Origin of the sequence: Micromonospora chokoriensis (assembly GCF_900091505.1) — a bacterium.
Taxonomy (GTDB): Bacteria; Actinomycetota; Actinomycetes; order Mycobacteriales; family Micromonosporaceae; genus Micromonospora; species Micromonospora chokoriensis.
This window is the reverse complement of the sequence record NZ_LT607409.1, coordinates 3154300-3166719: the sequence shown is the minus strand read 5'-3', so window position 1 is coordinate 3166719 and position 12420 is coordinate 3154300. Positions and strand designations below refer to the sequence as shown.

Below are 12420 nucleotides of genomic sequence, written 5' to 3'. Positions count from 1 at the left end.
GAAGAAAGGCGGATCGCTCAGCGGGTGGGGGTGCGGACGCCCTCGGCGAGTTCGGCGCTGAGGGTACGCAGCGCGGCCAGCCCGTCGGCCTCGGTGGGCGCGTCGAGCACGCACCGGACCAGGGCGCTGCCGACGATCACCCCGTCGGCGTACCCGGCGACGGTGCTCGCCTGCGCGCCGGTGCCCACGCCCAGACCGACGCCGACCGGCAGGTCGGTGACCGCCCGGACCCGGGAGACCAGCGTCGGAGCGGCGTCCGAGGTGCTCGCCCGGGCTCCGGTCACACCCATGACGGCGGTCGCGTAGACGAAGCCACGGCAGTGTTCCACCGTCATCGCCAGCCGAGCGTCGGTGGACGACGGCGAGACCAGGAACGTGCGGTCCAGACCGTGGGCGTCCGAGGCGGCGAGCCACTCGTCGGCCTCGTCGGGGATCAGGTCGGGGGTGATCAGGCCGGTGCCGCCGGCTGAGGCGAGGTCACGGGCGAAGACGTCCACGCCGTACCGCTCGACCGGGTTCCAGTAGGTCATGGTGACCACCGGCGCGCCGGTGGCCGCCACCGCCTCGATGATGCGCATCGTGTCGGCAGTGCGGACACCACCGGCCAGGGCGATGTCGCTGGCCTTCTGGATCACCGGCCCGTCCATCACCGGGTCGGAGTAGGGGATCTCCACCTCGATGACGTCGACCCCGGCCTCGACCATGGCGACCATCGCGGCGATGCTGCCCTCGACGCTCGGGAAACCAGCCGGCATGCAGCCGACCAGCAGTGCCCGCCCGTCGGCGCGGGCCTTGTCGAAGGCCAGCCCGATCCGGCTCATCTCACCGCTCCTTGTCGAGGATGCCGAAGTAGTCACCGGCGGTGTGCACGTCCTTGTCGCCCCGCCCGGAGAGGTTGACCACGATGGTGGGTTCCCGACCGAGCTCGGCGGCGAGCTTCGGGGCCAACGCCACGGTGCCGGCGAGCGCGTGCGCGCTCTCGATCGCCGGGATGATCCCCTCGGTGCGGCAGAGCAGCTCGAACGCGGCCATCGCCTCGTCGTCGGTGACCGGCAGGTAGTTCGCCCGGCCGGTGTCGTGCAGCCAGGCGTGCTCCGGCCCGACTCCCGGGTAGTCCAGACCGGCGGAGATCGAGTGCGACTCCAGGGTCTGCCCGTCGGCGTCCTGCAGCACGTACGTCCGGGTGCCGTGCAGCACACCGGCCGAACCGCCGGTGATGCTCGCCGCGTGCCGGCCGGTGGCCACCCCGTCGCCGCCGGCCTCGAAGCCGTACAGCCGCACGTCGCCGTCTCCGACGAAGGCGTGGAAGATGCCCAACGCGTTGGACCCACCACCGACACAGGCGGTCACCGCGTCCGGCAGCGCGCCGGTGAGGTCGAGGCACTGCTGGCGGGCCTCGTCACCGATGCCCCGCACGAAGTCGCGGACCATCGCCGGAAACGGGTGCGGGCCGGCGGCGGTGCCGATCAGGTAGTGCGTCTCGTCGACGTTGGCCACCCAGTCCCGCATCGCCTCGTTCATCGCGTCCTTGAGGGTGCGCGATCCGTTGGTCACCGGCACGACGGTGGCGCCGAGCATGCGCATCCGGGCCACGTTCAGCGCCTGCCGCTCGGTGTCGACCTGGCCCATGTAGACCACGCACTCCAGGTCGAACAGAGCGGCGGCGGTCGCGGTGGCCACACCGTGCTGGCCGGCGCCGGTCTCCGCGATCACCCGGGTCTTGCCCATCCGCTTGGTGAGCAGCGCCTGGCCGAGCACGTTGCGCACCTTGTGCGCGCCGGTGTGGTTGAGGTCCTCGCGCTTGAGCAGCACCCGCGCGCCGACCTGCGCGGAGAAACGCCGGGCCTCGTAGAGCAGCGACGGGGTGCCGGCGTAGTCGCGCAGCAGTGCCCCGAACTCCGCCCGGAAGGACTCGTCCGCCATCGCGGCGCGCCACGCCCCGTCGAGCTCGTCCAACGCGGCCACCAGGGCCTCGGGAACGAACCGACCGCCGAAGCGGCCGAAGTGGCCGGCGGAGTCGGGCTGCGGGCCGGCCACCGGGGCCAGCGCGTCGGCGCTCATCGGGATTCCTCTCGGTGGGGCGTCACGTCGGTGCGGGGTCAGCGCACCGGCCGGGGCGTTGCGGGGTGGTTGCCCGCGTTGACCAACTCGGCGACCGCCTCGCGGGGGCTCTTCTGGGTGACCAGGCCCTCGCCGACGAGCACCGCGTCGGCGCCCGCGGACGCGTACCGGATCAGGTCGTGCGGGCCACGAACGCCGGACTCCGCGATCTTGACGACGCTGCTGGGCAGGCCGGGCGCGATCCGCTCGAACACCGACCGGTCGACCTCAAGGGTACGCAGGTCACGGGCGTTGACCCCGATCACCTGCGCGCCGGCCTCCAGAGCCCGGTCGGCCTCCTCCTCGTCGTGCACCTCGACCAGCGCGGTCATGCCCAGCGACTCGATCCGCTCCAGCAGACCCATCAGCACGTTCTGCTCGAGCGCGGCGACGATCAGCAGGACCAGGTCCGCGCCGTGCGCACGCGCCTCGTGCACCTGGTAGCTGGAGACCACGAAGTCCTTGCGCAGCACCGGCACGGTCACCGCGGCGCGGACGGCCGCCAGGTCGTCCAGCGAACCGCCGAACCAGCGCCCCTCGGTCAGCACACTGATCGCCCGAGCCCCACCGGCCGCGTAGTCGGCGGCGAGATCGGCCGGATCGGCGATCTCGGCCAGCCGGCCCTTGGACGGCGACGAACGCTTCACCTCGGCGATCACGGCGACGCCGGGCTTGCGCAGTGCCGCGTACGCGTCCAGCGGCGGCGGCGCCGCCGCTGCCAGTTCACGGATCCGCTCCAGCGGAACCTGCTCCTGGCGTCGGGCGACGTCCTCACGTACGCCAGCCAGAATCTCGTCGAGCACGCTTACGGACGCTGCCTGACCGGCGTCGTCCCCCTCCGCGTGCGCATGCTCAGCAGTCACCAACGGACTCCCCTCTCCGGGCGTCATGGGCCGATGCTAGGGGCAGCCGACCGACGCCGAATGCCGGGGGTATGGCGCTGCTCACGAAAAGGGCTGCGGCATAATGGCCGACTTGCCGTGAACGGTGTGTCACGCAGCGCCACCTCCGGTATCGACCGCCGTCACGCGGTGCGAGGCCCGACGACCACGGTCGGACCGGGCCGATCCATCGATCATGCCACCAGTCGCCGGTCGGCGCGCGACGACAACAACGTCGGTCGATGTTGTGAGCAAGCTCAAGGTCGGACGGACGGCCCTGGTCACGGCCCAGGCGCGACAGTTGACCGGGCGGTCACAGCGGCGAAACCTCGGCCGACGAGCATCGTCCTCGGGCAGACTCAATGGCGCGCCTGCCCCCGACCGCCGCAACTCCTCGTGCGAGGTGACCATGAGCATGTCCCAGCCGCAGCCGACCAGCGGGTTGACCACCATCTCACGGACAGTGGCGTCGCTCGCCGTCGGCGTGGTGCACACCGTCGAACGCGCGGTGGTCGGCGAAGGACGGATGCGGACCGCACGCGGCAACGCCTGGGAGGCCGTCTGCGCCGACCGGGCCCGCGCCGACCAACGCGCCGAACTGAACCGCCTGGTGGCCGAACTGACCGCCGCCCGCGCCGCCGCCCGTCGGACAGAGCGCGAGCGTCAGCCGGTCGGCTGACACCCCACCGGCCGCGCCGGCCGACGCGTCAGTCGGCCGTCGGGTCCTCGCCCCGGTCCAGAGCGTCCCACGCCTCCGTCGTCCGCCGCCCGGCCAACGGCGCCGACGAACCCTCCGGACCAGCTGGCGCCGACCCGCTCTCCGGGCCGGAGCGCGCCGGCCGTTCGTAGCGAGCGCCCATCGCCGGCCAACCGCCGCCCCGCAGCGCCGTCCAGCAGCCACCAGCGGCAGCCACCAACCCGCCGAGCAGGCACAGCGCCGGCCACTGCCGGCTCACCGAGCCACCCACGTCGGCGACCAGCCCGTAGCCGCCACCGGCCGCCACTGACAGACCCAACACGCCGAGCAGCCCGCCGAGCACCCGCCGCACCCGGCCCCGGGTGGCCAGCACCGCACCACCACCCGCCAACGCCACCACGGCCAGCGCCGGCAGCCACGGCAACAGGCCCGCGCCGCTGCGGGTGTCCCGCACCGGCGGCAGCGGCGCCGGGCGCACCGTCACCTCGACCGACCAACTCCGCGTCGCAGCCCACAGCGCCAGGCCCGCGCCGACCAGACACAGCAGGACGGCGTACGTCAACTCGCGCCGCCCCACAGCCGACCGCTCGCTCACCGAACTGGCCTTTCGTTCGCGACTGCGGGGCTCCGCTGCGCTGCACTCCTCACGCTCACCGAGCCGGCCTCAGTGTTTCGGCGGCCGCGATCGCCGCCAGCACCGCGGCGGCCTTGTTCCGCGTCTCCTGGTCCTCGGCGGCCGGGTCCGAGTCGGCGACCACCCCCGCACCGGCCTGCACGTAGGCGCGGCCGTCGCGGATGAGCGCCGTCCGGATGGCGATCGCCATGTCCAGGTCACCGCCGAAGCCGAAGTAGCCGACAGTGCCCCCGTAGAGACCACGACGGACCGGCTCCAGCTCCTCGATGATCTCCATGGCCCGCACCTTCGGCGCGCCGGAGAGGGTGCCCGCCGGGAAGGTCGCGGCGAGCGCGTCGAACGCCGTCTGATCGTCACGCAGCGTGCCGGTGACGGTGGAGACGATGTGCATGACGTGGCTGTACCGCTCGATGGTGGCGAACTCGGGCACCTCCACGGTGCCCGGCTGACAGACCCGGCCCAGGTCGTTGCGACCCAGGTCGACGAGCATCACGTGCTCGGCCCGTTCCTTCGGGTCGGCGAGCAGCTCGGCGGCGAGCGCGGCGTCGGTGGCGGGAGTGTCGCCGCGCGGTCGGGTGCCGGCGATCGGGTGCAGCAGCGCCCGCCGTCGCCCGTCCTCGGCGGCGGTGACCTTCAGGTGCGCCTCCGGTGACGAACCGACGATGTCGAACCCGTCGAAGCGCAGCAGGTACATGTACGGGCTCGGGTTGCTGGTGCGCAGCACCCGGTACACGTCCAACGGGTCGGCGTGGATCGGCCGCTCGAACCGCTGGGAGAGCACGATCTGGAAGCACTCCCCGGCCCGGATGGCCTCCTTGGCCGCCTCCACCGCCTTCGGGTACCCGTCAGCCGGCGTACGGCAGAGCACCTCCCCCACCGGTGGACGCTCGACCGTCGAGATCATCGGCGGGATGGGCCGGGACAACGCGGTGGTCATCGCGTCCAGTCGGCCCACCGCGTGGTGGTACGCGGCGGCGACCTGCGGGGCGCGGTCCGGTGCGTCCGACGGTGGCAGCACCGCGTTGGCGACCAGGATCGCCGAACCGTCGTAGTGGTCGAGCACCACCAGGTCAGTGGCGAGCATCATGCCCAGCTCCGGCACACCCAGGTCGTTCTCGGTCAGCTCGGGCAACCGCTCGAAGCGGCGGATCAGGTCGTAGCCCAGGTAGCCGACCATGCCCCCGGTCAACGGCGGCAGCCCGTCGGAGGGATCCCCGACCGGGCCGGCCAACGCCGCGACGGTCTCCCGCAGCACCCGCACCGGGTCGCCCTCGGTGGGCAGCCCCGGCGGCGGCTGGCCGAGCCAGGTCGCCACGCCGTCCCGCTCGACGAGGGTCGCGCTGCTGCGTACCCCGATGAAGGAATAGCGCGACCAGGCCATGCCGGCCGATCCGACGCCCTGCTCGGCGGACTCCAGCAGGAACGTGCCCGGCCCTCCGGCCAGCTTCCGGTAGACGCCCACCGGGGTCTCCGCGTCGGCCAGCAGCCGTCGGGTGACCGGCACGACCCGCCAGCGGGCCGCCGTCTCGGTGAACGTGGCCAGGTCCGGGGTGACCGCGCCGTCGGTCACGGCTGGGCCTGGGTGGTGACGGGCAGTTCGGTGAAGAAGCAGGTCCGGTGCCCGGTGTGGCAGGCGGCGCCGACCTGCTCCACGCTCACCAGCAGCGCGTCCCCGTCGCAGTCCAGGGCGACCGAACGGACGTACTGGTGGTGCCCGGAGGTGGCCCCCTTGACCCAGTACTCGCGGCGGCTCCGCGACCAGTAGGTCGCGCGGCCGGTGGTGAGGGTGCGGTGCAGCGCCTCGTCGTCCATCCAGGCGACCATCAGCACCTCGCCGGAGTCGTGCGCACGGACCACGGCGGCGACCAGGCCGTCGGCGCTGCGGCGCAGCCGGGCGGCGATGGCCGGGTCGAGCCGAGACGGGCGAGCCGGCTCGGACGTCACCGGGCCGCTCGGATCGCTGGGGACGCCGGTCGCCGGCGCGTCAGGTACGGGCACAGTGACCAATTGTCCCGCACGCGGCGCGGGTACCGGCGACCGCTCCCGGTCGTGCTGCGGCGCAGGCGCGACGGGTCGGGCCAGTTGGGCCACGTAGCGGTCCAGCCGGCCGTCGACCAGGGCGGCGGCCAGGTCCGCACCGGAGGTGTCGGCGATCTCCTCGGCGTACGGCCGGATCAGCGGCAACGTGCCGGCGACCAGCCGCACCGCGGCGGCCCACAGCGCGCTGGTGGCGCCCGGGCGCAGCCCGAGGCAGAGCAGCATGTCGGCCCGGTATCCGGGTGGGGCCACCGGCAGGTCGAGGGCCGCCGCGAAGGCCGCCCGACGGGAGTGGACCCGCACCGAGGGGTTGGCCGGGCGCAGCACCGACGGGCAGAGGCGGGCCAGGTCGGCGACGGCGAGCCGGACCCCGAGGCGGTCGTTGACGGCTCGGGCCGCCGCGGCCTTACCCAGCGTGGCGATCATTTCCTCGAGTCGGGGTGGCTCGGCGGGCTGGCAGAGCACCGGCAGGTCGATCCGGGGCCGCCAGTGCGGGTCGGCCCAGAGCAGTCGGGCCGGCGTGCTGACCGGTAGCCCGAACGCCCAGTCGGCCGGTTCCCCGAGTCGGTGCACCCAGGAGCGAACGTCCCGGGCGGCCACCGACACGTGGGTGACCCGGCCTGCGGTTTCGGCCAGGTACGCCCGTCGGGCGGCGTACGGGGCGCCGCCGACCAGCACGTCGAGATCGACGTCGCTGTGCGCGGTGGCCGCGCGGCGGGCGTGACTGCCGCGCAGCAGGATGCCGACGACCGGCCGCTCGGCGGCCTGTCGCAACCGCGCGGCCCAGTCCTCGAGAAAACCGCTGTCCGGTAACGGAGGGTGACCCACCGCGCCATCGTGCCGTACGCCCGATCAGCGCGCAATGCCCGTTGGCGGACTCAGTGTCCGGTCCGGAGCCTACTGCCCGTTCTCATGCTTCGTGCGACGACGGGGCGGCGTGACGCGTTGCGTCGGGATCAGTAATTCATCTAGCGTTGATTTCAACAGATGATGAGTTCTCTTGGAGGTGCGGGATGGACGACGCGATAGCCGTCCGGGACCTGGTCGTCGACCGGGGCGGGCGGCGTGTGCTGGACGGCATCAGTTGCCGCGTCCCGCGCGGCGCCGTCACGGGTCTGCTCGGCCCCAGCGGCAGCGGAAAGACCACGTTCATGCGCGCGGTGGTCGGGGTGCAGCTGGTCAGCGGCGGGACGATCACCGTCCTCGGACGACCGGCGGGCACCCCGGCGCTGCGGCACCGGGTCGGCTACCTGACCCAGGCGCCGAGCGTCTACGCCGACCTGACCGTGCGGGAGAACGCCCGCTACTTCGCGGCCCTGTACGGCCGGGGTCGGACCGAGGCCGACCAGGCGATCACCGATGTCGGGCTCGCCTCGGCGGCCGGTCAACTCGTCGCCACCCTCTCCGGTGGTCAACGCAGCCGGGCCTCCCTGGCCTGCGCGCTGGTCGGAGAGCCGGAGCTGGTCATCCTCGACGAGCCGACAGTCGGTCAGGACCCGGTGCTGCGCGCCGATCTGTGGGCCCGTTTCCACGCGATGGCCGCCGCGGGCACCACCCTGTTGGTGTCGAGCCACGTCATGGACGAGGCGGCCCGCTGCGACCGGCTCCTGCTGATCCGCCAGGGGCGGCTGATCGCCGACGACAGCCCGGCCGCCGTCCGCGCCACCGCCGGCGTGGACGACCTCGACGAGGCGTTCCTGCGCCTGATCCGGGCCGGCGAGGCGGGTCCGGCCACCATGGACGCGACGAACGGGCGGGAGCAGTCGTGACCCCGCGGATCCTGGCCGCCACCACCGGTCGCATCCTGCGCCAGCTCCGACACGACCGGCGCACCATCGCGCTGCTCGTGGTGGTGCCGGCGGCCCTGCTCACCCTGGTCTACTTCATGTACGCCGACCAGCCCACCCCACCCGGCCAACCGACGACGTTCGACCGGATCGCGCTGGTGATGCTGGGCATCTTCCCCTTCGTGATCATGTTCCTGGTGACCAGCATCGCCATGCTCCGGGAACGCACCTCCGGCACGTTGGAGCGGCTGCTCACCACACCGCTGGGCAAGCTCGACCTGCTCTTCGGTTACGGCATCGCGTTCGGGCTGGCCGCCGCCGTACAGGCCGTCGTCGCCGCCGGTGTGGCGTACTGGATCTTCGGTCTGGAGACCGCCGGCAGCATGGGGCTGGTGATCGGGATCGCCGTCGTCGACGCCGTGCTCGGCGTCGCGCTCGGCCTGCTGTGCAGCGCCTTCGCGCGCACCGAGTTCCAGGCAGTACAGTTCCTGCCAGTCGTGGTGATCCCCCAACTGCTGCTCTGCGGGCTGTTCGTGGCCCGCGACCAGATGGCCGGCTGGCTCCAGGCGCTCAGTGACGCCTTCCCCCTGTCGTACGCCATCGAGGCGTTGCAGGAGGTCGGCGCCCACGCCGAGCCGACCGGCCGGATGTGGCGGGACGTGGCGGTGGTGCTCGGGGCGGTGGTGCTGGCGCTGGTGCTCGCGGCGGCCACCCTGCGCCGGCGCAGCGGCTGAGGCTGCGGCAGCCGTGGGTCGACCGGCCCACGGCTGCCCACGTGGACGAACGAGGGGCGGCGATGACGCGGCGGACCGGCCGGCGACCCGGCAACCCGGACACCCGGGAGGCGATCCTCGACGCCGCGCGCACGACGTTCGCGGACCGTGGCTTCGACTCCGCGTCCATCCGCGCCATCGCCGGCGCGGCCGGTGTCGACCCCGCTCTGGTGCACCACTACTTCGGCAGCAAGGACCAGCTTTTCCTCACCGCCATGAACTTCCCGGTCGACCCCGCCCAACTGGTGCCGACGGTGCTCGCCGGTGATCGGGACGGCGCCGGTGAGCGCCTGGTGCGCACCTTCCTCGGCGTCTGGGACTCGCCGGCCGGCAGCGCCGCGCAGGCGCTGCTGCGGTCCGCGGTGAGCAACGAGTGGACCGCTCGGCTGCTGCGCGAGTTCGTCACCACCCAGGTGCTGCGCCGGGTGCTCGAACAGCTCGACGTCGACCCGGCCCAACTGCCGCTGCGCGGTTCGCTGGTGGCCACCCAGATGATCGGCCTGGCGATGATGCGGTACGTGGTGCGCCTGGAGCCGGTCGCGTCGGCGGCCCCGGAGACCCTGGTCGCGACGGTCGGCCCGACGATCCAGCGCTACCTCACCGGGCCGCTGCCGGCCTGAGATCCGAGCACCGTCCCGGCCTGCGGCGTCCCAGCCACCGTGATCCACTCCGGTACGCCGATGCCGCGGCATCCGAGTGCCCGGGACACCCCGACATCGGCGAACCCGAGTGGATCAATCCCGGTCAGCGCGGCGACCTGCCGCTGCGGCGCGGATCGCGGCGGGCGGGGCAGGACAGCCCGGTCAGCGCGGCGCGGGGCACGACGACAGCCCGGGTCAGCGCGGCGGGCGGGCACCGGCCGGGAGGCGCAGCGGCGGCAGCAGCCCCGGTAGGTCGGCCGGATCGGCCACCGGGCCCGGGAAGGCCAGCCGGACCCGACGCCCGGAACCCGGTCGGCCGAGGGCGACCACCAACCCGTAGCGGTCGATGCGCACCACCCGGGGCGTCCCGTCCGGGGCCTTCTCGGTCAACCCGAGCTGTCGACGCAGGTACTCGGTGACCCGCGCGCTGTCGTCCTCGGCGAGGTCGGCCAGCAGCCGCGCCTCGACCGGGTGCACCGGGTCCGGCTCCGCCCCGGCGTACTCCACCGGGTCGACCCGGTGGACGACGCCCGCCCGCTCCCAGCGGACCTCGACCACCTCGAAGCGGAACAGCCGGAAGCAGGTGCCCAGGTCGAGGAGGTCACCGGTCGGCTCCACCGCCGCGAAGTCGACAGCCGCGTGGCGGGCCTCGTCGCCGTGCAGCTCGGCCGCCCAACCGGACACCCACGCCCGACCCAGACCAGGCGCGCCGGCGGCCGGCGGCAGGTCGAGCACGTCGAGGACCACCGCCACGTCGTCGCCTCCGGCGACCGGTTGCAGGGCGGCGGCCAGGTGACTGGCCACCGGCACCAGCAGCAGCACCCGCCCGTCCGGGTCCGTCACGTGCCGGGCGTGGTGCGGGCCGGGCCGGTGGGCCAGGTGGACGAGGCCGGGCAGGCGGCCGGCGACGAGGGTACGGACGATCTCGGCGGGGTTGGGCCGCATGGGCGCGACCTCCTTCGAAGGTTAGGCTTACCTAAGCCGGAGCCTAGAGCACCTGACCTCCGGCGTCCACCACACCGGAACACCACGTCACCGTGTCTGCTCCAGCCAGGAGGCGTAGAGCAGGCCGTAGACCGAGTCGGCGTCCCGCACCAGCTCGTCGTGCGGGCCCCGCTGCACCACCCGACCCCGATCCACCACGATCACCTCGTCGGCCGCCTGCGCGGTGGAGAGCCGGTGCGCGATGGCGAGGGTGGTCCGCCCCCGGGTCACCGCGTCCAGGGTGCGCTGCAACCGCACCTCGGTCGCCGGATCCACCGCGCTGGTCGCCTCGTCCAGCACCAGCAGGTCCGGATCGGCCACGTACGCGCGGGCCAACGCCACCAACTGCCGCTCCCCGACGCTGAGGGCCTCGCCCCGCTCACCGACCGGCGTGTCCAGGCCCGCCGGCAGACCCTCCAACCAGTCCGACAGGCCCAGCTCCGTGAAGGCGACAGCCAACTGCTCGTCGGTCAGCTCCGGCCGGGCGAACCGGACATTGTCCCCCACCGTCGCGTCGAACAGGAACCCGTCCTGCGGCACCATCACCACCCGGGACCGCAGCGAGTCGAACCGCACCTGCGCCAGCGGCACCCCGGACAGCAGCACCGCCCCGGCCGACGGGTCCATCAGCCGGGTCAACAACTTCGCGAACGTGGTCTTGCCGCTGCCCGTCTCACCGACCACCGCCACCCGGCTCTTCGCCGGGATCTCCAGGTCGATGTCGTGCAGCACCGGCGGACCACCCGGATAGGCGAACCGCACACCCGCGAAGCGGATGTCCAACGGCCCACCCGGCAACTCCCGCCCCTGCTCCCCCGGGTCCGCCACGTCCGGGGCGACATCCAACACGTCCAGCACCCGACGCCAGCCCGCGATCGCGTTCTGCGCCTCGTTGAGCACCTCGGTGGCGATCTGCACCGGCTGGATGAACAGCGTCACCAGGAACAGGAACGCCGTCAGCTGGCCGATCGACAACGTGCCGCCCACCCCCAGCGTCACGCCGAGCACCACCACACCGGCCAACGCCAGCCCCGCCGCCAGCTCGCCCACCGAACTGCCCACGATGCTGATCCGGATCGCCCGCTGCTGCGCCAGCCGCTGCCTGTCGATCGCCTCGTCCAACCGCCGCTCGGTACGCCCCGCGATGCCGTACGCCCGGATCACCGGCGCACCCACCACGCTCTCGCCGATCGCGCCGAGCAACGTGCCGGTGCGCTGCCGCACCGTCGCGTACGCCGTCGCGAGCCGACGCTGCAACTGCCGGATCACGAACACCGCCGGCAGGAACGCGGCCAACACCACAAGAGTCAACTGCCAGGAGTACGCCAGCATCACGGCGGTCGTGACCACCAACTGACCGAGGTTGACCAGCAGGATCACCCCACCCCACTGGAGGAACTGGGTGATCTGGTCGACGTCGCTGGTCACCCGCGACACCAACGACCCGCGTCGCTCCGACTGCTGGTGCAACATCGACAGGTCGTGCACGTGCCGGAACGCCCGCGTCCGCACGTTCGCCAACGCCGTCTCGCTCACCGTGAACAACCGGCGCATCATCAGGTAACCGCAGAGCGTCGTGATCGCCAGGATCGCCGCGGTGATCCCCACGACCGACCAGAGCACGCCCAGATTCAGACCGCCGACGATGCCCCGGTCGATGCCCTGCTGGACGGCGACCGGCACGGCCACCCGACCGACCATGTAGACCAACGCGAGGGCCAACGTGCCCGCCAGACCGGTCCGCAGCTCCGGCGACAACGACAGACCCCGACGCAGGGTCTGCCACGTCGTCTCCTCCCGCGTGTCGCCCGCCTCCGTAGAAGTCGTCACCGAACCGACCTTTCGTTCGCGACTGCGGGGCTCCGCTCCGCTGCACTCCTCGCGCT

The 12420-nt window shown here is 72.9% G+C and carries 12 protein-coding genes and 1 pseudogene; 4 read left to right on the top strand and 9 right to left on the bottom strand.

Annotated features, from left to right (window positions below):
• Window positions 1–17 precede the first annotated feature (17 nt).
• Genes trpA through trpC form a run of 3 tightly spaced genes read right to left on the bottom strand, consistent with a single transcriptional unit; the run spans window position 18 to window position 2903 of the window.
• The gene (gene trpA / locus GA0070612_RS15005) at window positions 18–821 is read right to left on the bottom strand and encodes a tryptophan synthase subunit alpha (RefSeq protein ID WP_088988458.1); all 804 of its coding nucleotides are present in this window, start codon (window positions 819–821) and stop codon (window positions 18–20) included.
• A gap of 1 nt (window position 822) precedes the next feature.
• Entirely contained in the window at window positions 823–2061 is a 1239-nt protein-coding gene (gene trpB / locus GA0070612_RS15000) for a tryptophan synthase subunit beta (protein ID WP_088988457.1), read from the bottom strand.
• Between the two features lie 38 nt (window positions 2062–2099).
• A complete protein-coding gene (gene trpC, locus GA0070612_RS14995) occupies window positions 2100–2903 on the bottom strand; it encodes an indole-3-glycerol phosphate synthase TrpC (protein WP_197699379.1) in 804 nt (267 codons plus the stop codon).
• A gap of 493 nt (window positions 2904–3396) precedes the next feature.
• On the opposite strand from trpC, the gene GA0070612_RS14990 reads away from it, so the two are divergent.
• On the top strand, window positions 3397–3660 hold the full coding sequence (locus tag GA0070612_RS14990) for a hypothetical protein (RefSeq protein WP_408630550.1): 264 nt from the start codon (window positions 3397–3399) through the stop codon (window positions 3658–3660).
• Window positions 3661–3688: 28 nt separating this feature from the next.
• Here the strand turns inward: GA0070612_RS14990 and GA0070612_RS14985 are convergent, their stop codons facing one another.
• The 4 genes and pseudogenes from GA0070612_RS14985 to GA0070612_RS32920 form a co-directional block, all read right to left on the bottom strand.
• Window positions 3689–4273 (bottom strand): Trp biosynthesis-associated membrane protein, encoded by a 585-nt coding sequence (locus tag GA0070612_RS14985; RefSeq protein WP_088988454.1) that lies wholly within the window; start codon window positions 4271–4273, stop codon window positions 3689–3691.
• A 55-nt stretch (window positions 4274–4328) separates the two neighbouring features.
• Window positions 4329–5882: an anthranilate synthase component I gene (locus GA0070612_RS14980; RefSeq protein ID WP_088988453.1), complete on the bottom strand. Its 1554-nt coding sequence runs from the start codon at window positions 5880–5882 to the stop codon at window positions 4329–4331.
• Window positions 5879–6310: a phosphoribosyl-AMP cyclohydrolase gene (gene hisI / locus GA0070612_RS32925; protein ID WP_088991514.1), complete on the bottom strand. Its 432-nt coding sequence runs from the start codon at window positions 6308–6310 to the stop codon at window positions 5879–5881. The genes GA0070612_RS14980 and hisI overlap by 4 nt, the downstream gene beginning before the upstream one ends.
• A gap of 228 nt (window positions 6311–6538) precedes the next feature.
• A pseudogene (locus GA0070612_RS32920) lies at window positions 6539–6775 on the bottom strand (phosphoribosyl-AMP cyclohydrolase); the annotation flags it as partial.
• Window positions 6776–7362: 587 nt separating this feature from the next.
• On the opposite strand from GA0070612_RS32920, the gene GA0070612_RS14970 reads away from it, so the two are divergent.
• The 3 genes from GA0070612_RS14970 (at window position 7363) to GA0070612_RS14960 (ending at window position 9529) form a co-directional block, all read left to right on the top strand.
• Window positions 7363–8118 (top strand): ABC transporter ATP-binding protein, encoded by a 756-nt coding sequence (locus tag GA0070612_RS14970; protein ID WP_088988452.1) that lies wholly within the window; start codon window positions 7363–7365, stop codon window positions 8116–8118.
• A complete protein-coding gene (locus tag GA0070612_RS14965) occupies window positions 8115–8870 on the top strand; it encodes an ABC transporter permease (protein ID WP_088988451.1) in 756 nt (251 codons plus the stop codon). Before GA0070612_RS14970 ends, GA0070612_RS14965 begins: the two co-directional genes overlap by 4 nt.
• Window positions 8871–8932: 62 nt before the next feature.
• A complete protein-coding gene (locus GA0070612_RS14960; RefSeq protein ID WP_088988450.1) occupies window positions 8933–9529 on the top strand; it encodes a TetR/AcrR family transcriptional regulator in 597 nt (198 codons plus the stop codon).
• A 216-nt stretch (window positions 9530–9745) separates the two neighbouring features.
• Here GA0070612_RS14960 and GA0070612_RS14955 read toward each other — a convergent pair whose 3' ends face one another.
• Together GA0070612_RS14955 and GA0070612_RS14950 are read right to left on the bottom strand one after the other, a co-directional pair.
• On the bottom strand, window positions 9746–10495 hold the full coding sequence (locus GA0070612_RS14955; protein WP_088988449.1) for a DUF2470 domain-containing protein: 750 nt from the start codon (window positions 10493–10495) through the stop codon (window positions 9746–9748).
• A gap of 87 nt (window positions 10496–10582) precedes the next feature.
• Window positions 10583–12364 (bottom strand): ABC transporter ATP-binding protein, encoded by a 1782-nt coding sequence (locus GA0070612_RS14950; protein WP_088988448.1) that lies wholly within the window; start codon window positions 12362–12364, stop codon window positions 10583–10585.
• Window positions 12365–12420 lie beyond the last annotated feature (56 nt).